This is a genomic window from Acinetobacter sp. LT1 (assembly GCF_059800965.1).
This window is the reverse complement of sequence record NZ_JBBAXE010000002.1, coordinates 37740-56932: the sequence shown is the minus strand read 5'-3', so window position 1 is coordinate 56932 and position 19193 is coordinate 37740. Positions and strand designations below refer to the sequence as shown.

The following is a 19193-nucleotide window of genomic DNA, read 5'->3' as shown; positions in this document are numbered from 1 at the left end:
TTATCGTTTAAAAGCTTTTACATTCTACATATTTTTTTGCATAAAGAAGCATAAATGCAGGAATAATTCACACATTATTTTTTCATCAAGTGAACCGTATAATTTATTGTTTTTTAATAATTAAATATAAAAAAGCTAAAAAGAAGCATTGACCTCTTTTTAGCCAAATAGATTAACTTTTTTATTTAAACTGTAAAATCGTCACCTAAGTAGACTTTACGTACCTGTTCGTTATCCAGAATTTCTTGTGGAGTGCCTTCTGCAATTACCGCACCTTCACTCACAATATATGCACGTTCACAGATCGCCAAAGTTTCACGTACGTTGTGGTCTGTGATAAGCACACCAATACCACGATCTTTTAAGGTCTGGATAATATCTTTAATATCACCCACCGAAATTGGATCGACACCGGCAAACGGTTCATCAAGTAACATAAACTTAGGATCAGCAGCCAATGCACGTGCAATTTCAGCACGGCGACGCTCACCACCAGACACACTCATTCCCAATGAATCTTTAATATGACTGATTTTAAAGTCATTCAATAATTCAGTAAGACGTTGTTGGCGCTGTTGCTTATTTAAGTCTTTGCGTGTTTCTAAAATAGACATAATATTTTCAGCAATTGTCAGCTTTCTAAAGATAGAAGCTTCTTGCGGAAGATATCCGATTCCCTTACGTGCCCGTTCATGCATTGCCAAATCGGACATATCAAGATCATCAAGGTGAATTTCACCTTTGTCCATACGCACTAGCCCAACAACCATATAGAAGCTTGTTGTTTTTCCTGCACCGTTAGGACCAAGCAAACCAACAATCTGTCCACTTTGCATACTAAAAGATACGTCTTTGACGACCCAACGTTTACTATAGTTTTTTGCTAAGTGCTTAATACACAAAGTTTGGGGTTGAAGAGCTTGTTGCATTAGTCACGCGCTCCTGGGAAACTTTTTGAAGTTGATGGCGGAATAATAATTTGAACACGATTTGACGATGAACCTTGAGCTTCAACATCGCCTTTGTTCATACTATATTTCAATGAGTTACCACGGATGCTTGAACCATCTTGATATAGATATGCACCACCAGTCAAAGTAATAATGCCTGTATCTGCATTATAAACAATGGTTTGACCCTCGCCTCGTGCAACGCCCTTGTCAGCACTGATTTGCTGTTGGAATTTAGACGGTCTACCTTTGGCAGTAATCGTTTGAATTTCACGTTTAGAGTTTAGCGTAGCAACAATTGAGTCGGCTTGAAGCTTCATCGTACCTTGCTCAATCACGACGTTACCCGTATAAGTCGTTAAACCCGTTTTCTCATTATAAGTTGCACGGTCTGCCACTAACGAAATTTGTTGATTACGGTCAGACGGTAACGCAAAAGTCGAAGCAGATGATAAAGCAACGAATGTAATTACCGCAGCTTGTTTTAGGAAAGCTGAAGAACGTTTTAAATTAAGACTTTGGTGCATACTTTCCTCGAATATTAAAAAATTCGTACTGACCATTATTCAAATTAGCTTTTAACCCTTTGCTGACAAACTCGGCTTGCGGAGATTGAACCACCACTTGGTGATTTGTTTCAATTTCTCTGGTTTTTGGATATCCAGTTAACTCATCAGTTTGGAATTCAATCTTCCCTTGTGGCGCCAATTTAGTTGCGACCACATCACCCGATAAAATAACTTTACGGTTATCATCGTAGCCATTTGCCTGTTTTGCAAAGAATGTCGCATCAACTTTGCCATCTTTATACATCGAGGCATTAAGTTGATCCAACTTTGATGTTTTTTGTTGCATATCCTGTTCAAGCTGACGAACTTCAGCACGGATATACAAATTGCCTTGATCATCAGTTTGAGTCAAATGGACGCCCTGCGCTGAATATGTCATATTCTTCGCAGAACCAATGTCTAGTTTTTTTGCCTTGCCACTATAGTAGTAGTAACCACCACTTATAGCAGCAACCACTACAGCAACAATTGATAAAACTCTGGTATCCATGAGCAGGAATAGCCTACCTTTTTAAGTAATCTTATTATTAATGCGGTACTGCAAGATATTTTTCAAGAAGTTCTTGGTAAATGCCTTTTGCGATCAGCAACATATCACAGACTTCACGAACAGCACCACGCCCACCCATCGATTGCGTAACCAAATGCGCACGGCGACGTACTTCTTCGTGACCATTTGGCACAGTAACACTCATACCTGCGATTGCAAAAGCAGATAAATCAGGCCAATCATCGCCCATATACAAGCAATCAGATGGCAAAATATTAAACTGCGCACAAGCTTCACGAAGTGCTGAGCCTTTGTCTTCACGGCCTTGAAAAACGAGGTCTACGCCTAAATCAGACATACGTTTTTCAACAATATTACTTTTTCGGCCAGTAATAATGATAACTTTCATGCCGGCTTGCTGTGCAAGCTTCATTCCTAAACCATCACGAATATCGAATGATTTAATTTCATCGCCACTATTAGTTAAGGTTACGAAGCCATCACTCAAAATACCATCAACATCCAGAACCAATGCCTGTAAATGACGTGCTTGTTCTAACAATGCATAAGATGCCATTGATTAATTTACCCCTGCCTGAATAAGGTCATGCATACTAATTACACCAATCACTTTGTTTTGGTCATCTACCACCACAAACTGACTAATTTTTTTCAGGTTCAGCTGTTGTAGAGCTTCTACCGCACGTGCCTCTTGAGAAATCGTTGATGGTTTTTTTGTCATCACTTCTGAAACAGGCAAATTCACATCAAAACCTTGCTGTTTATCAATTAAACGGCGCAAGTCACCATCGGTGAAAATACCAAGTAAATGTTCTTGTTCATCTACAATTGTCGTCAAGCCTAAACGTTTATTAGAAATTTCATAAAGCACTTGATTCATTGGTGTATCTGGTGAAACTTTTGGCAGTTCATCGCCTGTATGCATCAGATGTTTTACATGTAAAAGTAAGCGTTTACCCAACGCACCTGCTGGATGCGAACGAGCAAAATCATCTGCGGTAAAACCACGTGCTTCAAGTAAAGCAACGGCCAGTGCATCACCCAATACTAAAGTTGCTGTCGTACTCGACGTAGGCGCCAAACCTAATGGGCACGCTTCGTCAGACTCACCTAAAGTTAAAGCGATGTCAGCATTTTGTGGCATTGGGCCTTTATCATCACGGCTAATCGTAATAAGAGGAACGCCAAGATGTTTGATTAAAGGCATCAACATCATGATTTCATCACTTTTTCCAGAGTTGGAAATCGCAATTAAAACATCACCACGAACCAGCATTCCCAAATCGCCATGCCCAGCTTCGCCCGGATGCATAAAAAACGATGGAGTACCAGTTGAGGCGAAAGTTGCAGCCATTTTACGGCCAATATGCCCTGACTTACCCATGCCAGTGATCACAACACGACCTTTACACTGTAACAATATTTCACAAGCTCGGTTAAAACTGTCACCAATTTGTGTTGCTAACACGTCTAAGGCTTGTTGCTCAATACGCAATGTTGCTAATGCGCTGCTTTGGAAATCTGTAGGATTGGGCATACGAGTTTGACTCAAAATAATTGATCTGATCTCTTGTGAAGATCGGTGATTTTAATCAAAAGATTTGGGGGCATTCTAACATAACTCAATCATCTACACGTTTTTAAATGTATAAGATTTCACAAGCTTATAAAATTCTTGCATAAACCTTTGTGAAAAATGATGCATCAGTTATGATGTAACACTGTTTTTGTTGAGTGTTTGAAAACCCTTATGCAACCGTTTGTTTTATATAACTCTGAGCAACGAAAAAAAGTTGAATTTGTACCTCGCAAAGAAGGTCACATCGATATGTACGTCTGCGGTATGACCGTTTACGACTACTGTCATATCGGGCATGCTCGAGTTATGGTTGCATTTGACTACATTATTCGTTTCTTACGTAGTCAAGGCTGGAATGTTCGCTACATTCGCAACATTACCGACATTGACGACAAAATCATCAAACGTGCGAATGAGAATGGTGAAACAATCCAACAACTCACCACTCGTTTCATCGATGCAATGAATGAAGATGCAGCGAACTTAGGCTGTTTAGCACCTGATGAAGCACCTAAAGCGACTGAATATATCGACCAGATGCAAAATATGATTGGCAATTTGGTTAATAAAGGCGCTGCTTACCCTGCTTCAAACGGCGATGTTTATTTTGAAGTGACCAAATTTGAAAAATATGGTCGCCTCTCTGGCCGTAAGCTTGATGATATGCAAGCTGGCGCAAGTGAGCGTGTTGATGTAGAAGTTGAAAAGAAACATCCGTTTGACTTTGTACTTTGGAAACATGCAAAAGAAAATGAACCGTCTTGGGCATCTCCTTGGGGTAATGGCCGTCCGGGTTGGCACATTGAGTGTTCTGCAATGTCGACTTGCTGCTTAGGCAATCACTTTGACATTCATGGTGGTGGTTCAGATTTAATGTTCCCGCACCATGAAAATGAAATTGCGCAAAGTGAAGCTTCGACTGGTGAGCAATATGTAAACTACTGGATACATGTTGGCTTCATTAACGTTGATGGTGAAAAGATGTCTAAGTCTTTAGGCAACTTCTTTACGATTCGTGACGTGATGGAGAAATTCCACCCTGAAGTGATCCGCTACTTTATTGTGTCTTCACACTATCGTAGTCCTGTGAACTTCTCTGATGTGGCACTTAAAGAAGCAAAAACTTCTTTAACTCGCTTCTACCATTCATTTAAAGCTTACCAACAAGTGTACGGTCAAACGACAACTGAAACGCTTGATCAAAGCTTTATTGAACGTTTTAACAATGCAATGTGTGACGATTTCAATACTGCTGAAGCAATGGCTGTATTGTTTGAACTTAACAAAGAGTTAAACCGTGCTGTAAAAGAAGAGCAAGCTGACCAAGCGACTGTGCTTTATTCGACATTACGTCACCTCACCAACATTTTAGGTTTGGTACAACACAATGTAGATGATTTCTTAAAATCAGATATTGGACAAGAAGCGCTTGCTTTGTCTGATGCTGAAATTGAAGATTTTATTCAACAACGTGTGGATGCGAAAAAAGCAAAAGACTTTGCGAAAGCAGATGGTATTCGCCAGTCTTTGCTCGACCAAGGTGTGGTACTTGAAGATACACGTCAAGGTACAGTTTGGCGTCGTGCTGATTAAACGTTCAATTAGATCACAAGAGTGTTGACACTTTAATGAAACACTCTATAATGTGCTCACATTGCGGGAATAGCTCAGTTGGTAGAGCATAACCTTGCCAAGGTTGGGGTCGCGAGTTCGAGTCTCGTTTCCCGCTCCAAAATTTAAAAACCACTTAATTCGAAAGAATTAGGTGGTTTTTTTATTGCTTTTCAATTAACTAAAATCAGACTACATCTGATTGTTTCTTATCTAATGGATCTTAATAACTAATATTTAAAATTATTCTGACATAACCAAAAAAATTAATCTGAAACTATTTCAAAGTAAATTTATAGGTTCTAGAACCACTTTATAGAAAGAAAAAAATGGCCTTAATTAATTGTAAAGAATGTAAGAAAAAATTTAGCAATCTTGCTTATGCATGTCCTAAGTGTGGTGCACCAACAGTATATTCAACAGGAACAAATGAGGTATCTATCCAAACGAATACTCCCTCTTCTTTTGATTTACTTGAGAGGGAAACTCACAATCAAATCATGACTTATTATTGGAGTTTACATGATCAGATCGCTCGGTTAGGTGGTGACGTGCCAGAAAAGCCAAATTATCCTGAAGAAGAGATTGTAAGAGCAATAATTACTAGAATAATGCACTCTCAAAGGATGTTTTTAACTATTAATCATTTTGATGGAAAACCTCAGCTTCAATTCATTCCGAATGATTGTTGGATTTTGACTAGTGAGAATATTGTAAAAATTATTGCTGACCGCGAAGGTCCTAAAAAAGAGCTTTTACCCGATATTATTCAAGCTGCAGTAAATCGATTGGCTAAAGCACCCTAGGGTGCTTTTAATTTTTATTTACTTTTTTTAAACTTTCTTAAGCGTTTAGCTCTTTGTTCAAGTGTTTCTTCGCCCTCTATTTTTTTACCCTTCTCGTCATAGTAATATGGTTCATATGAATCAATACTTACCTTATAAATTGCATAACTATAAAAAAGCATAGTAAGACTGAAAATGATTAAAAAATAGTTATCGTAAAAAATATCTGGTATAACTCCTTCTATCCAACCATATAATAAAGGTAATACGACAAACATCCCAATGAATGTTAGAGCATTAAAATGATTAAAATAATAATTCCGCCCTTTATACTTCCACCCTATCACCCTATGCTCCTATAAGAATTTTTTAAGTAAACTACCTCTTATTTTAATCGTTATATATGATTAAAATTCAGCATTTCAAGAACTAAAAACCATCCAATGAGGGTTCTTTAGATTAGTCTGACTGCTCAGCTTTATCAGGCTCATTATTATCAGGTTTATTTGAAATAGTGTACTTTTCAAATACTGTTTTTTCTATATTGCCTATATCATCTTTACTATTTAACTTATCTTCTGTATTTTTTGAGTTTTTAACACTATTACTTTCCAAATGCTTTGAAGTTGTTTCAGTAGAAAAACTAAAGAAATTTTCCTTTTTAATTTTATACATTCCCCCTAAACTAATCAATAAAATTGCAGAGAAACAAATTATCGATTTTGTATAGAAATCTACTCCCCAATTTTTTTCTAAAATATTTTTACCTTGTTTATGATTATTTGATTTAGACGTTGAATTAATTCCTCTCTTTTCTAATTCCTCTTTAAGATTATTAATAGAATTTACCCATTTAATCAGCATATTAAGTAAGGTTAATAAGCAAATCATCAACAAAGCGATAATAAAAGTTAAATAAGGCCATCTTGAATTAGCCTCTAATAACTTCACAGTTGCGCTAATTAAATTTACGCCACCAAAAAGTGTAAAAATAATTGAGGCAAAAATCCCCAAAATTGCGATATAATTAGCAATTGTAGATTTAGCTTGAGCATCCGCTTCACTCGCAAGGTCTTCAGCTTTTCCTGCTAGCTCTTCAGCTTTAGTTGCTAGCTTTTCTGCTCTTTCAGAGTCATCCTTTGCTTTATTTGAGATTTGTTGAGCATTATTAGCAATAGTTTGAGCATTATTAGCAATAACTCCTGCTTTTCTTGCTTCTTTTTTTGTTACTTCATCAATATATTTTTTTTGAAAGATAGCCAATAATAAATGTCTTCTGAACTTTCTAAAAACCTTTTCTAAGGTTTTTATATCATTATTATCATAGTCAATAATTTTACTTTCAATACATTGAGCAAAAAGATTTAATCTATCTTCTAAGACTACATATTCGATTTGTAAGTCATTTGAATAAACATAATCAGTAATATACTCATAAGGAACTTCAAACTCAAATCTTCTTGATTCTGAAAGACTTATATATTCAGCAATACACTTTACGCTTTCCAAATCTCCATTTCTCATTTTAAGAATTGCAGAAGAAAACTCCTCTTCACTAACAATTTGTATTTCACGAGAAAAATATTATTTTCTTTAAATAAGTTAAATTTTAAAACAGATTGGATAAATAAATCAGCTACTGTGTTTGTCGAACGAATACTATCAGCTGAGTTATTGAAATTTTTCAATAACTCAGTGATTATAACCTGTGTTACGGTTTTAACATCATTAGGAAGTGATTGAGACATTTATATTTTAAAAAAGTGGATTCTCTTTAAAGTATTGTGCAACTTCTTCATTACAATATTCAATATCTCTTATACCATTTAAAATTTTTTCTTGATCTCTCGACCACATAATTTCAGCATGTGTTTTATTTACAAGATCAAAAGGTCGTTCATCAATTAAAAGTTCTACTACTTTACTTATATGATTAAAAACCAATGAATCTACAGCAATTTTAGTATGGTCAAAATCATCAAATTTAAAACCCAACCCACCTTCTTCACTTTGTTGAAATGAAAATGTACTCCGTGGTCTATCTATATGACTAATTCCGTAATCTTTAAATTCGAAATAAACAGAAGGGACTACAGGTCCATATTGCCATTTTTGTATAGCTTCATTAAACAATGGGCGATTATGATCTGCTAAAAAAGTCCCTTGCACATAATAAAGTATTTTTTGCAATTTTAATGGAGTCAAACTTTTTCTATTTAAAACATTGTTTGCATACCAAACGATAAAGTTTGCAACATCCATAGCACTATAATTATTCATAACCCACCTCACATAACTAAAATTAATAAATCATTAAATCTGTCAAAAATAGGATTTAAGATTTAAAAATATAGATGGATATTCATTACTTTCTTCTTTCTAAAAAATTTTGTGGATAGCTTTATAAATTAAAGATTTGAAATCTTCATAATCAGAAACTTATATAGACAAAAATACCCTGTTATCAAATGATAATAGGGTCTGTAAAGATGGTATGTACTAATGACATTTTTGTCAATAAGAAATAGAAACCATTTGTCAAGCTTTTGTAGCTCTTAAAAAGTAACAACCGCTGGATTTTCATTTGTTTTTAACAATTCTCAACTAAAAATTGCTAATTTTTGACATTACTAGATTTAACAATATTCTTACTGCGCTTCCTCCAAACACATGTCGTCTATATACCTCAGCACAATGTCTAACTTTTCTTAAATCAGCAGATTTATGGAATAGCAGTCCTAGTTTCATTATGTTTTCATAGGTTAATAATCGATTTCCACATTTCCCATTACCACCCTCAAATATTTTTAGCTAATTCTTTTGCCAAACATTGTTCATGCCACGTGGTTTGAAAGTTCTCGACAGCTTTTGACTTAATGAGAGGGTCTTCAAATAGCTTTGAAGAATATGCAGATTTGATAAGCTCTTGATAAAGTTGTTTGGCTTGTTGCTCTTCAAGATGATTGGCTATGTCGTGTAACTCTTTAGCGGGCACTTTATGTTGTCTTGCATCCATCACTCCACTCGCTGCTTTTTTCACAGTTTCACAGTAATGAAGTTCCATTGCTTCTGATGCTGCATAACATTGAATTGAAATTGCGCTGATAAAGAGGAATATAAATCTCATAATCTCACCTTAATTTGACGCGCAAGGGTACCAACTAATCTGCCCAAATTTAAGTTAAAAACGGTTATTTTTGTTTTCTCTTCTTTTATTTCACCTTTTGCACTTGAGTATTAGAAGCTCTCAGCACTGTTCCATCCGCCGCGACTGGTGCCATAAATGGAATTTCTTGTCCTGTATTTTTATCAATCAACAGAGAATGGCGCTCACCATTTTCAAATAGGTTTTGCTCTCCCCATTGTCGTAAAGCCACAATCACTGGAAACAGACTCTCCCCTTTATCGGTCAATACATATTCTTGATAAGCCGTGCCATCCGAAGCATCTTGTAGTTCAAGAACACCAGCATCAACTAATTTTTTCAGTCGATCTGAAAGAATATTTCGCGCCACTCCCAAGCTCCGCTGAAAATCTCCAAAACGGCGCATTCCATCAAAAGCATCGCGCACAATCAGCAGTGACCAGCGGTCTCCTATCAGATTGACGCAACGCGCAACAGGACAAGGCTCGTCTTTTAACAATGTAGAGTTCGCCATCGAGTTTCCTTACCAATCATCAGCAATAAGCCACCTAGTTGCATTTTAAAACTAGTAGACTTAATATTCAACCAGTTGCATTTTAAAACTAGATTAATTGGATTTAGGACAATGAAAGCTTCTCTTGCATCTTCAACTTCATCCGCCGAAAGTGATAAACCGCTTTCAAGTATGCCTCGTGGCGTAATTTTGCTATTTGCTATAGCAAGTGGTGCAAGCGTAGCAAATGTCTATTATGCGCAGCCCTTGCTCGACATTTTGGCGAGTGACTTTAATGTTAGTCATGCCGCTATTGGTGGTGTAGTGACAGCCACTCAAATAGGTTGTGCGCTAGCTTTAATCTTTTTAGTGCCCTTGGGTGATTTGGTAAATCGGCGTCGGTTAATGGCCCTACAGTTACTAGCCTTAATATCTGCATTGCTCGTGGTTGGCTTTGCCCATTCTACGATTATTCTTTTGGCAGGAATGCTTGCGGTGGGTTTACTCGGTACAGCCATGACTCAAGGACTTATTGCCTATGCTGCAAGTGCTGCTCTCCCACATGAGCAAGGACATGTAGTCGGTACTGCACAAAGTGGTGTATTCATTGGTTTACTGCTTGCCCGTGTATTTTCAGGGGGAATTAGTGATGTGGCGGGTTGGCGCGGCGTGTACTTCTGCGCAGCTATCATCATGCTCATGATTGCATTGCCGCTTTGGAAACGTCTGCCTCATTTAAATATTCAACCTAGTGCCATGCGCTACCCGCAGCTTCTAGCCTCTATGTTAAAACTACTACGCCAAGAAAAAGTGCTACAAGTGCGCGGTGTGTTAGCTTTACTCATGTTCTCGGCATTTAATATTTTCTGGAGCGCATTAGTACTGCCGTTAAGTGCCCCGCCTTATAGCTTCTCGCATACTGTAATTGGGTCTTTTGGACTCGTCGGAGTTGTAGGTGCTCTGGCTGCTGCACGTGCGGGTTACTGGGTAGACCGTGGATATGCTCAGCGTACAAGCTTGGCAGCACTGTTAATATTACTGCTCGCATGGGGTCCGCTTTCACTCATGGCCTACTCGCTCTGGGCACTTGTGATTGGCATCGTATTACTAGACTTAGGTGGGCAAGCTTTGCATGTGACCAACCAGAGTATGATTTTTCGCACTCGTCCAGAAGCGCATAGCCGTCTTGTTGGTCTATACATGCTCTTTTATGCAGTAGGTAGTGGATTGGGTGCAATCAGCACAACAGCGACTTATGCTTATGCTGGTTGGCTTGGCGTGTGTGCACTCGGTGCATGTGTTAGCCTTCTGGCATTATTATTTTGGTGGATGACCCGTCATATCGTGCCTCAAATCACTCATGAAAAAGATAACAATATACAAATAAATAAAATATAATAACCCAAAGTTTTATAAGCCCATGAATAAGAAAGTTTAGTCTTTAAATCTTAAGTTCGAACGGTAATAGAATGAAATCTTCATTAACAATCTAAAGATTGATATGCAACTTTAGACAATTACTATCAAATATATGCAAATCCCTATAGGAACAAAATTGGGTATTAATAATAAATTACTTTACACGGCTGTATTTGCCCTTGTTGCAGGATGCCACCAGCAAGAAGCAAACGACAGTACCAATGCTATGAAACTCCCAGCCTATCAGTACGATGGTTTCTCTGGTTCAGCACGCTTAAAAGGAAACTTAGAGTTAAAGCAAGGATGTCTTTATGTGAAAGATATACTCATTGTCTTTCCAGAACATAGTGCTCAGTGGGATGCTGAAAAAAGCACTTTAAGTTATAAAGGTCAGCAGATCGGCTTAGGGGGCATATTAGATATTGCTGGAGGTATTGGTAATTTTGAGCAAGACAATCTACGGATTAAACATTTGAGTCCCATGTGTGATCATCAGAATATTTGGTTTGCAGGATAATCTTTTGTGAAGAGTATGAGTAAAAAAGCCCCCGTCTGGGAGCTTTTTCCAAATAGTTTATGCGCTGTTATTTACAGCTTAAAAACTTAACTTGGGTGAATTTCTGCCGTCAATCTTTGCAAGTCATGACCCGAAGGTGCTTGGTAAACACGTAAACCAAACTCGGGAAGAATCGCAATTAAATGGTCAAAAATATCTGACTGAATTGCCTCATAAGAAACCCACGCAATCGTGTTGGTAAATGCATAAATCTCTAGTGGCAAACCTTGGCTTGTCGGTTGTAACTGACGAACAATAATAGTTTGATTTTGAGCAATGCCCTTGTGCTGACGTAAGTAAAATTCAACATAGGCTCTAAATGTACCAATATTGGTTAGACGGCGCTTGTTGTAACGAGATTGATTGCTTAAATGCTTATTGAATTCTTCAATTTCAGAATTCTTTGCATTTAAGTATTGATCTAGCAATAAAAAGTCTTTGAGCTTTTGTTGCTCTTCATCACTCATGAAATGAACGCTACTTTGATCGATAAAAAGTGAACGCTTCATTCGACGGCAACCCGAATTGCTCATACCACGCCAGTTTTTAAATGTATCGGTCACGAGCTTATTGGTCGGAATGGTGGTATAGGTTTTATCGAAGTTTTGAACAGTCACGGTATGCAGTGAAATATCAATTACATCACCATCTGCATTGAGTGATGGCATTTCAATCCAGTCGCCAATACGCACCATGTCATAAGAGGCAATTTGTACACTCGCCACCAAAGACAGAATAGTGTTTTGGAAAACCAGCATTAATACCGCTGCCATTGCACCAAAACCAGCGAGTAAAGTGAACACATCCTTTTTAAGGAATGTTCCCAAAATCATGAGGCCACAGACAACAAATAAAATGAGTTTAACCAGTTGCAAGTAACCTTTAATCGGTTTGTTTCTAGATTTTGGATTACGCTGATAAATAAGATTAAAGATATTTAACAGCTCGCTAACCGTAAGCGCGAGTGTAAGAAAAATGAATGCTTGCGCAGCCATTTCTACAAAAGCAATAAACTTCGGAGATAGATGAGGAACCGTTGCAATACCGTTCATAATCACAACGGCAGGAACAATATTTGCAAATTTCTTTATAACGCTATGCTGAGCGAAAATAGACTGATTTGGTGATTTGAGTTTTGTGACTAAATGTCGAACGCCCCGAACAATAATGCGTTTGGCAATAAAATTTGCTATTGCAGCAAATAAAATCAAAATCGTGAGTGAAACCAACATTTCTAGCCAAGGATATTGACTTAACTCACCCCGAATATCATGGAAAAAATTTAAAAAATCCAAACCTATACACCTTTAAAATTTCTTTTGTAGAATTTTAGGGGTTAAGAACGTTTCTCATAAGGTTTGTTTACATATGTAGTCATAAATACAACAACTAAGTTATATACCCTGCCCAAGTTTAATTATGATCCGTTAATTTTAAAGCTTCATTTGCTTATGTTTTAGACCAATTATATAAGCTAGATCGGGCTTATCAGTTCATTTAGAATAATCCGTTAAACGAATAACTCTGGTTTGAGTGAGTGAAATTTTCTGTTTTTTTGACTTTTATTGGAACAGTCTGGTTCAGCTTATTGTTTATCTATATTGCTTGGACATTTTTTCTTAAAAATCAGGTTCAAAGATTTTTAATTTATAAACGAGGAAAGATGACTTCTGCCGAGGTCGTATATTTTCAAGACTCATTAGCTAAGGTGCAATATCGCCCTTTATGTTATGTCAAATTGAAATTTCAAACTGAGCAAGGCCAAGTCATTACTGAAAATCTAAAGGTGCTTATTGCTAAGCAAGATCACTATAAATATAAAGTCGGTAGTATTATTAATATTAAATATGACCCTAAAAACTTAAAGAATATTTCGATATTGGGCGAAGTGATGATTTAGGTCATTAGAGATTATTTAAAAAGTACGATAAACCTTGAGGTGCGCGTCCATTTAAACGACTACTTGTGGTTACTCGTACCAGATTACTCCAAGTAATATTACAACAATGCTTGATCAATTTTTTGATTAAAGACACGTCCTCATGACATGAAATAGGCTCAAAGCCACCAACCAACAGATAGACCTCTGCACTAAAACTTAAATTTGCCCCGTGAATATGCGCGTGGTCCATCTGATCTTTATAGTGCGCTAAATATTTTTGCTGTTTCGTTATAGAGAGATGACTAAAATCGTCTAGCGTTACAGTACCGCAAATTGCATCTGTTGGTTGGTGCTGGATTTGATAGCGCAGCCAATCAGGACTCACTACGGTGTCTGCATCGGTACAGGCAATCCAAGTTACACCACACCCGATTAGATGACGGATTCCCAAATCCCTCGCCTTGCCGACACATGCATAGTTGCATTCAATCCAGTTAATGTGATGGCTTTGTACAATCAACCGCGACTGATCTGTACAGCTATCAAGTACAACAAGCACTTCTACCTCATAACCGCCGATGTTATCTATGGCGACCTGAATAGATTGCAGGCAGGCCGATAGATAGTGCTCTTCGTTATGCGCTGGAATAACGATACCTATTTTCATCTTAGTTTTTCCTGCTGCGCTAAAGAGGAGGTGTTCGCCGTCCACAGATCAATCATAAAATCTGGATCGTTTAAACTGAGGTAGTGATGAAATGGGAAATGTTGCTGAAATGCTTGATGGACTTGCTCAGCGTCTAACTCAAAATCTTGAATTTCATGACGCCAGTGACAACACAGAATCTCACCGTCATCATTTAAACTATGCTTTAATTTTTCAATAAACTGATGTAATTCATCCTTGGATAAGTAATAGGCCATCTCACTAATTAAAATCAGATCAAACTTTTGAATTGAGTAGTCTTCGGGTATTTTTCTGTTTTCAATCACAACATGCTCGAACTCTTGTAGCCGCTCGGAAGCTAAACGAACAGCACACTCAGAGACATCTATACACACTAACTCCTCAGCTCTTTGCGCCAAATGAAAACTTAAATGTCCATTTGAACAACCCACTTCTAACACTTTTGGGTAGCGGGGTTTTGTCAGCAGCGCGAGACAAATTTGTCTTTTACGAGCTTCATACCAATGAAAGTCATAGCCCCATGGGTCACAGTTATGACGATATAAATCTTCAAAGTACACGCGAGAATGAATCACTCAAATAAACCTCATAAGGCATTAAAAGACGTTTAATCGCATTTGGAGAGAGAACGGCGGCATTACCCGTAGTTTCATCTGCTTCAAGTTGGGTTTTAAACTGCAAAATTGCTTGATGTTTTTTAGCTAGCTGTTCGGGTGTTAAGGAAAATGCTTTTGCTCGGTGCCAATCAATGCGTGGGTCTAAAGGCTCTGCCCAATGCCAAGCCCAAATTAATACGTGTAAACATAAGAGTTGCTTTGAGGTTGCATAGGCTTGTACGGTTTTACCTACTGCTTCATGGTCTGGGTGACCATCAAATTCATAACTACAAATTAGAATATCGTCGGCTTGAACTAACTTGCCTAAACTCTGCCACAGTTGTTCGGTTTGCAAATGAATCTGGCCATCTAACAAATTAAGCTCTATATGCTCGGTGAACTTTGCTATGCCTAGACAATTTAAGGCTGCCAAGCTTTCTTGCGGGCGAAGAATATTGAGCTGATCTGGAGAATATTTTGTAGAGTTAGGATGACTTTGAGTGCCGTTACTTACCGCTAACACCAAAATCTTGCAGTTCAGTGCAATCAGCTGCTGCATTAATCCGCCACAGCCAAGCACTTCATCATCTGGATGTGGCGCAACAATTACTACTCTTTTTGAGCGAAATAGCTCAAGATCTAAAGCTGCTAACGGTTGTTCTTTAAATGCCCTTAACCATTGCTCTTTGGCCGTACCCTCACCAAAAATAACGCGGTCTTCAACCAAAGGATGTTTTAAAGTTCCCATAGGCTTTGCTCCGATACACAGAGTTCCGCAATTTGTTCATAGTCAAAAGCAGCATGACTTTGCCTAATAAACACAGGCAGATCAGCCATGAGCTGAGCAAATGTTGCATCTTCACAAAAAGGACGTGCGCCTAAAGCTTTCCCTACTCGCTCAATAATGCTCAGGCAGCATTGTTCTGTTTGGGCACGCAATATTCGAATTTCCCGCTCATGACTTAGCGTTGGTTTCTGGTCAATCAGCTTGGCCACATATTGAAAATACTGCTTAGTGATTTCTAGTTGCTGAGCGACCTCACCTAAATACAATTTTTTATAAGGATTCGGATTTGCCTGACAGCTTTCTTGCAAAAAGTTAGCTAGACGCACGGCGGCACCATACCAACAGGCCGCTACACCTGCTGCACCATGCCAAAAACCTGGGCGTTTTAAATAACTATTTGGCTGACCAATCAATTTAACAGGTGTATTTTTAAAAGTTACTTGCGCAGTCTGTGTCACATGCATGCCCACAGCGTGCCAGTGGCTTAAGTCGGTTGTAATGGATGGATGACTTAAGTCGACAATACAAAGCTGCGCCTGCCCTTGTTGATCTTTATAACTCATTAGGGCTTTTTGAATAAACTCAGCGCCAGAGCACCAAGGTTTTATGCCATTACAAAGATTATCTTTTATTTGCAATGGTGCTGGTCCACCGTCTGCTGCCCAAACTGCCCAAGTCTGGTCATCTATTTCTTGCTGATAACCCAATTCATTTAAAATGCTTAAAGCATCACAATGAGACTCAAAAAGCTTGGCTAGACTTAAGTCGACTCCAGCAATCTGCGCGAAAAGTTGCCAACGTTGATAGGTTTGACCCGAAGCTGGATGAGGCAAATTTTGAGTTAAATTTACAAGCTGAAAAAGTAAATTTATACGAAGCTTACTTTTATCTTCAGCTAAGGCAGCTTCAAATTCACTCAAACTGCTCAGTATCGTCATGTTTATAGGTATTTTAATATTCATTGCAAATAATTATTTATAAGACTTAACCCAACCATAACTAAAGATTTCTGTATAGATAAACATGTAAATTGTAATAAAAAGAAAAATATTATTAGTTTTATATCTAATTATTTCATTGTTACTCAAATATCACGATTAAGTGAACTTATAATCCGATCATGTAAGGTTTATTAAAAACTCAACATTTAATCGATTATTTAAAGTAGTTTAGTTCTTACCGTTTTTCTATTTCCAAAGAAGAGGTCTAAAATGAACACTTTAAATATTAATGATATTAAAAAACACGCAGATGTTATTGCTTCTTGTGGTACTAAAGTAGGTACTGTCGATCATCTTGAAGGTGAAAACCAGTTAAAACTCACCCGAGACGAAAGTGGTCAACATCACCTCATTCCTACTGGATGGATTGGGGAGGTAAAAGAAGACCAAGTTATTTTGAATAAAAACTCAGAAGAAGTTAAAGATCAGTGGCAAGCGATCTAAACTTCTAAGCTAGCTAGTTTTAGCTAGATTAAAATAAAATAAATTTATAATTAAAAATTTAAATTATAAAAACCAAAGCTCCTTTTTATTAAGGAGCTTTTTTTATTCTCCTCATATTTAAAATAAAAAAGCTTACCCTCGTGTTGTGTTAAATATATCCAATCTTTAAGAGAGCTGCTTTTATCTCTATAAACCTTTTTGAGGCTCATTTTGTCCCTTAAGCACATGGTGATCGATTTTACTTAATGCTAAAAATTGTCCATTCGCATTAAATGAACAATTATGAATAGGGTGACGTATATGATCACAGGGAATCATCAGCTTAAAGCAAGAAAGGTCCATTTCGATTTTACCGAATCATCGGTCTGTTGGATGCCGAATGATCCTCTATGCTCGCATGTCGCCAATGGCATCAACATGCTCTTGCCGGCTGGTGAATTTTGGTTTTGCCGTGTCTTTAATAAAACCCTGCCCTTAATTACCGATGAAACATTAAAACAAGAAGTGATTGGATTTGTCCGTCAAGAAGCTGCTCATGCACGTGCCCATGAAAAAGCACAGGACTTCTTACGTGAAAATGGTTACGACATTCAAGAAACACTCAACCGTGCCCATTTTGTTTTTAATATTTTGTTGGGTGACAAACCTCTAGGCATGCCCTTTTTAAAAGGCGAAAAGCTTGATGAATATTGGTTACTTTTCCGAGTAGGCGTGATTGCTGCAATCGAGCACTTTACGGGAACCATTGGTCAGTGGACACTGGACAGTAAATCTTGGGACCAAGCTGACCCTGCTATGGCAGATTTGTTCCGTTGGCATTTGGCTGAAGAAGTGGAACATCGATGTGTTGCTTACGATTTATTTGAGCACCTTTTAACAAACAAGTTTGGGTTTTATGTGTCACGCCAAGTGATTATGGCTGCTGTTTTCCCACTGTTTATTTATTTCCTTGCTGACTTTGCCCGTAGTTTAGGTAAGCAAGATTTAGAGCACGAAGATATTCAAAAATTGATGCGCCGTGGCTACTTCAAAATTATTCGTGAATTTGAAAAAACCGCGACTCGCTCAGACAACTTACCGACTATTAAATATTTGTGGAAAGCGACCTTAAGATGGGTTTCTCCAAAATTTAACCCAATTCATGAGGGAGACACCGAGCAAGCTTTAGCTTATATGGCTCGCTCGCCTGCGGTTCAATATTTTGAAGGAATGGCGCAGGCCGCAAAACCTGTGTAATCAAGCTAAGCGCTTATTTCAATACAAAGTAAAGCCTCTTTTTGAGAGGCTTTCTTTCCTTTAAGAGTTATATAGACCGACACAGATTAAAAAGAAACAATCGAACTAGCGCGCTTTCATCAATGCTGTTTTTTTCAAAAAGTCGGAACATCGCCCCGTCAATCATACATAAAAACATGTAAGCGTCTTCGACTGAGGCGGTAGTTTTGACAGTTAAAAGTAGTTTATAAATTTCATTGATGAGCCAAGTTCGGTACTCAATCGTAACGCCATAGGCCTTGGGATAGACTCTTTTAATTTCAAACAATGCCTTAAAGGGTAAATGATATGGCCCTTCTAAACTCGCATGTAAAAAGTAAATTTGCTTAAGTTTATCCAGCACCATGAGTTCATTGTAAGAATAGAGAATTGAAAACACTTTGTCTTTTAGCGTGTCTTTTTGGAAAGTGATACACCTCTCGATTAGCCGTTCTTTTGAGTGAAAGTCGTTGTAAAAAGTAGCCTTGGCAACTTTGGCCTCTGCAATAATTTGGTCGACCCCGACCTTATGAAACCCATATTGATTAAATAAGTCTTTTGCGGTGTGAAGCACTCTGAGTGCTCTAAATGAAGATTCTAAATTTGGCATAGGAATACCGTTTAAATAATTTTTTGTTGTATCTAAAAGAGATAGAAATGCCGTCACTCTTAAAATGAGTGCTAAAAACAGGCATGCAAAAGCAGCACAAAAATGTGCCTAAGCTATCTCAGGTTTTATTGTTGCTATGATTTTTTAGTCGTAACGAGCTAAGGTTGTAGAAAACCTAGAGTCGATTGAACCGCTTTATAGATTGCTCGAGTGGTATGAATAGAGAGACTTTGGCAAAAGCCAATAAAGAAGAAATAGTACGCATAGCGGACTCCTTTGGGTAATAAAGAAGTTTCGCCACATCACTGCTAAA

Annotated in this window: 23 protein-coding genes and 1 tRNA gene; 8 read left to right on the top strand and 16 right to left on the bottom strand. The window is 37.7% G+C overall.

Annotated elements, in window-relative coordinates:
- Positions 1-185: 185 nt before the first annotated feature.
- Genes lptB through WBW42_RS02000 form a run of 5 tightly spaced genes read right to left on the bottom strand, consistent with a single transcriptional unit; the run spans position 186 to position 3567 of the window.
- Positions 186-929: an LPS export ABC transporter ATP-binding protein gene (gene lptB / locus WBW42_RS02020; RefSeq protein WP_002122331.1), complete on the bottom strand. Its 744-nt coding sequence runs from the start codon at positions 927-929 to the stop codon at positions 186-188.
- Positions 929-1477, bottom strand: coding sequence for a lipopolysaccharide transport periplasmic protein LptA (lptA, locus tag WBW42_RS02015; RefSeq protein ID WP_002122334.1), 549 nt, complete (start codon positions 1475-1477; stop codon positions 929-931). The genes lptB and lptA overlap by 1 nt, the downstream gene beginning before the upstream one ends.
- Positions 1461-2009, bottom strand: a complete 549-nt coding sequence (gene lptC, locus WBW42_RS02010; protein WP_045126504.1) for an LPS export ABC transporter periplasmic protein LptC — start codon at positions 2007-2009, stop codon at positions 1461-1463. The genes lptA and lptC overlap by 17 nt, the downstream gene beginning before the upstream one ends.
- Positions 2010-2046: 37 nt before the next feature.
- The gene (locus WBW42_RS02005) at positions 2047-2586 is read right to left on the bottom strand and encodes a KdsC family phosphatase (protein WP_002122322.1); all 540 of its coding nucleotides are present in this window, start codon (positions 2584-2586) and stop codon (positions 2047-2049) included.
- A 3-nt stretch (positions 2587-2589) separates the two neighbouring features.
- Positions 2590-3567, bottom strand: coding sequence for a KpsF/GutQ family sugar-phosphate isomerase (locus tag WBW42_RS02000; RefSeq protein ID WP_002122342.1), 978 nt, complete (start codon positions 3565-3567; stop codon positions 2590-2592).
- Positions 3568-3780: 213 nt separating this feature from the next.
- Between WBW42_RS02000 and cysS the strand changes: the two genes are divergently transcribed.
- From cysS to WBW42_RS01985, 3 genes are all read left to right on the top strand, one after another.
- Positions 3781-5202 carry a cysteine--tRNA ligase gene (gene cysS / locus WBW42_RS01995; protein ID WP_032056565.1) on the top strand — a complete coding sequence of 474 codons (1422 nt, stop codon included), beginning with the start codon at positions 3781-3783 and terminating at the stop codon, positions 5200-5202.
- 63 nt (positions 5203-5265) lie between these two features.
- Positions 5266-5341, top strand: a tRNA-Gly gene (locus tag WBW42_RS01990).
- A 208-nt stretch (positions 5342-5549) separates the two neighbouring features.
- Complete coding sequence (locus WBW42_RS01985) at positions 5550-6026, top strand: hypothetical protein (RefSeq protein WP_032056567.1); 477 nt, start codon at positions 5550-5552, stop codon at positions 6024-6026.
- A 14-nt stretch (positions 6027-6040) separates the two neighbouring features.
- Here the strand turns inward: WBW42_RS01985 and WBW42_RS01980 are convergent, their stop codons facing one another.
- From WBW42_RS01980 to WBW42_RS01960, 5 genes are all read right to left on the bottom strand, one after another.
- Positions 6041-6352, bottom strand: coding sequence for a hypothetical protein (locus WBW42_RS01980; RefSeq protein WP_032056568.1), 312 nt, complete (start codon positions 6350-6352; stop codon positions 6041-6043).
- A 112-nt stretch (positions 6353-6464) separates the two neighbouring features.
- On the bottom strand, positions 6465-7529 hold the full coding sequence (locus WBW42_RS01975; protein ID WP_284105154.1) for a hypothetical protein: 1065 nt from the start codon (positions 7527-7529) through the stop codon (positions 6465-6467).
- 231 nt (positions 7530-7760) lie between these two features.
- Positions 7761-8285, bottom strand: a complete 525-nt coding sequence (locus tag WBW42_RS01970; protein WP_032056571.1) for a Panacea domain-containing protein — start codon at positions 8283-8285, stop codon at positions 7761-7763.
- 517 nt (positions 8286-8802) lie between these two features.
- Positions 8803-9132, bottom strand: a complete 330-nt coding sequence (locus WBW42_RS01965; protein ID WP_032056572.1) for a hypothetical protein — start codon at positions 9130-9132, stop codon at positions 8803-8805.
- Positions 9133-9217: 85 nt separating this feature from the next.
- Positions 9218-9664 (bottom strand): winged helix-turn-helix transcriptional regulator, encoded by a 447-nt coding sequence (locus tag WBW42_RS01960; protein WP_032070619.1) that lies wholly within the window; start codon positions 9662-9664, stop codon positions 9218-9220.
- 111 nt (positions 9665-9775) lie between these two features.
- Between WBW42_RS01960 and WBW42_RS01955 the strand changes: the two genes are divergently transcribed.
- Together WBW42_RS01955 and WBW42_RS01950 are read left to right on the top strand one after the other, a co-directional pair.
- Positions 9776-11041, top strand: coding sequence for an MFS transporter (locus tag WBW42_RS01955; RefSeq protein WP_032056575.1), 1266 nt, complete (start codon positions 9776-9778; stop codon positions 11039-11041).
- 133 nt (positions 11042-11174) lie between these two features.
- Complete coding sequence (locus WBW42_RS01950) at positions 11175-11579, top strand: hypothetical protein (RefSeq protein WP_032056577.1); 405 nt, start codon at positions 11175-11177, stop codon at positions 11577-11579.
- Between the two features lie 86 nt (positions 11580-11665).
- Here the strand turns inward: WBW42_RS01950 and WBW42_RS01945 are convergent, their stop codons facing one another.
- Positions 11666-12913: a mechanosensitive ion channel family protein gene (locus WBW42_RS01945; RefSeq protein WP_032056578.1), complete on the bottom strand. Its 1248-nt coding sequence runs from the start codon at positions 12911-12913 to the stop codon at positions 11666-11668.
- A gap of 242 nt (positions 12914-13155) precedes the next feature.
- Between WBW42_RS01945 and WBW42_RS01940 the strand changes: the two genes are divergently transcribed.
- On the top strand, positions 13156-13518 hold the full coding sequence (locus tag WBW42_RS01940; protein WP_032056580.1) for a DUF3592 domain-containing protein: 363 nt from the start codon (positions 13156-13158) through the stop codon (positions 13516-13518).
- A gap of 4 nt (positions 13519-13522) precedes the next feature.
- Here WBW42_RS01940 and WBW42_RS01935 read toward each other — a convergent pair whose 3' ends face one another.
- From WBW42_RS01935 to WBW42_RS01920, 4 genes are read right to left on the bottom strand one after another with little or no spacing between them, the layout of a single operon-like run.
- Entirely contained in the window at positions 13523-14167 is a 645-nt protein-coding gene (locus WBW42_RS01935) for a glycosyltransferase family 2 protein (RefSeq protein WP_032056581.1), read from the bottom strand.
- The gene (locus WBW42_RS01930; protein WP_032056583.1) at positions 14164-14763 is read right to left on the bottom strand and encodes a class I SAM-dependent methyltransferase; all 600 of its coding nucleotides are present in this window, start codon (positions 14761-14763) and stop codon (positions 14164-14166) included. The genes WBW42_RS01935 and WBW42_RS01930 overlap by 4 nt, the downstream gene beginning before the upstream one ends.
- A complete protein-coding gene (locus WBW42_RS01925) occupies positions 14738-15532 on the bottom strand; it encodes a PIG-L deacetylase family protein (RefSeq protein ID WP_045126505.1) in 795 nt (264 codons plus the stop codon). Before WBW42_RS01925 ends, WBW42_RS01930 begins: the two co-directional genes overlap by 26 nt.
- Positions 15520-16533, bottom strand: coding sequence for an acyl-CoA dehydrogenase family protein (locus tag WBW42_RS01920; protein ID WP_045126506.1), 1014 nt, complete (start codon positions 16531-16533; stop codon positions 15520-15522). Before WBW42_RS01920 ends, WBW42_RS01925 begins: the two co-directional genes overlap by 13 nt.
- 249 nt (positions 16534-16782) lie before the next feature.
- Here WBW42_RS01920 and WBW42_RS01915 point away from each other — a divergent pair, with 249 nt between their 5' ends.
- Together WBW42_RS01915 and WBW42_RS01910 are read left to right on the top strand one after the other, a co-directional pair.
- Positions 16783-17016, top strand: a complete 234-nt coding sequence (locus WBW42_RS01915; protein WP_014206240.1) for a DUF2171 domain-containing protein — start codon at positions 16783-16785, stop codon at positions 17014-17016.
- A gap of 300 nt (positions 17017-17316) precedes the next feature.
- On the top strand, positions 17317-18252 hold the full coding sequence (locus WBW42_RS01910) for a metal-dependent hydrolase (RefSeq protein WP_032056588.1): 936 nt from the start codon (positions 17317-17319) through the stop codon (positions 18250-18252).
- A 67-nt stretch (positions 18253-18319) separates the two neighbouring features.
- On the opposite strand, the gene WBW42_RS01905 is transcribed toward WBW42_RS01910, so the two are convergent.
- Entirely contained in the window at positions 18320-18880 is a 561-nt protein-coding gene (locus WBW42_RS01905) for a TetR/AcrR family transcriptional regulator (RefSeq protein ID WP_032056590.1), read from the bottom strand.
- Positions 18881-19193 lie beyond the last annotated feature (313 nt).

Coding starts and splice junctions, on each gene's coding strand:
- lptB (WP_002122331.1), bottom strand. CDS start 929: ATGCAACAAGCTCTTCAACCCCAAACTTTGTGTATTAAGCACTTAGCA.
- lptA (WP_002122334.1), bottom strand. CDS start 1,477: ATGCACCAAAGTCTTAATTTAAAACGTTCTTCAGCTTTCCTAAAACAA.
- lptC (WP_045126504.1), bottom strand. CDS start 2,009: ATGGATACCAGAGTTTTATCAATTGTTGCTGTAGTGGTTGCTGCTATA.
- WBW42_RS02005 (WP_002122322.1), bottom strand. CDS start 2,586: ATGGCATCTTATGCATTGTTAGAACAAGCACGTCATTTACAGGCATTG.
- WBW42_RS02000 (WP_002122342.1), bottom strand. CDS start 3,567: ATGCCCAATCCTACAGATTTCCAAAGCAGCGCATTAGCAACATTGCGT.
- cysS (WP_032056565.1), top strand. CDS start 3,781: ATGCAACCGTTTGTTTTATATAACTCTGAGCAACGAAAAAAAGTTGAA.
- WBW42_RS01985 (WP_032056567.1), top strand. CDS start 5,550: ATGGCCTTAATTAATTGTAAAGAATGTAAGAAAAAATTTAGCAATCTT.
- WBW42_RS01975 (WP_284105154.1), bottom strand. CDS start 7,529: ATGAGAAATGGAGATTTGGAAAGCGTAAAGTGTATTGCTGAATATATA.
- WBW42_RS01970 (WP_032056571.1), bottom strand. CDS start 8,285: ATGAATAATTATAGTGCTATGGATGTTGCAAACTTTATCGTTTGGTAT.
- WBW42_RS01965 (WP_032056572.1), bottom strand. CDS start 9,132: ATGAGATTTATATTCCTCTTTATCAGCGCAATTTCAATTCAATGTTAT.
- WBW42_RS01960 (WP_032070619.1), bottom strand. CDS start 9,664: ATGGCGAACTCTACATTGTTAAAAGACGAGCCTTGTCCTGTTGCGCGT.
- WBW42_RS01955 (WP_032056575.1), top strand. CDS start 9,776: ATGAAAGCTTCTCTTGCATCTTCAACTTCATCCGCCGAAAGTGATAAA.
- WBW42_RS01950 (WP_032056577.1), top strand. CDS start 11,175: ATGCAAATCCCTATAGGAACAAAATTGGGTATTAATAATAAATTACTT.
- WBW42_RS01935 (WP_032056581.1), bottom strand. CDS start 14,167: ATGAAAATAGGTATCGTTATTCCAGCGCATAACGAAGAGCACTATCTA.
- WBW42_RS01925 (WP_045126505.1), bottom strand. CDS start 15,532: ATGGGAACTTTAAAACATCCTTTGGTTGAAGACCGCGTTATTTTTGGT.
- WBW42_RS01920 (WP_045126506.1), bottom strand. CDS start 16,533: ATGAATATTAAAATACCTATAAACATGACGATACTGAGCAGTTTGAGT.
- WBW42_RS01915 (WP_014206240.1), top strand. CDS start 16,783: ATGAACACTTTAAATATTAATGATATTAAAAAACACGCAGATGTTATT.
- WBW42_RS01910 (WP_032056588.1), top strand. CDS start 17,317: ATGATCACAGGGAATCATCAGCTTAAAGCAAGAAAGGTCCATTTCGAT.
- WBW42_RS01905 (WP_032056590.1), bottom strand. CDS start 18,880: ATGCCAAATTTAGAATCTTCATTTAGAGCACTCAGAGTGCTTCACACC.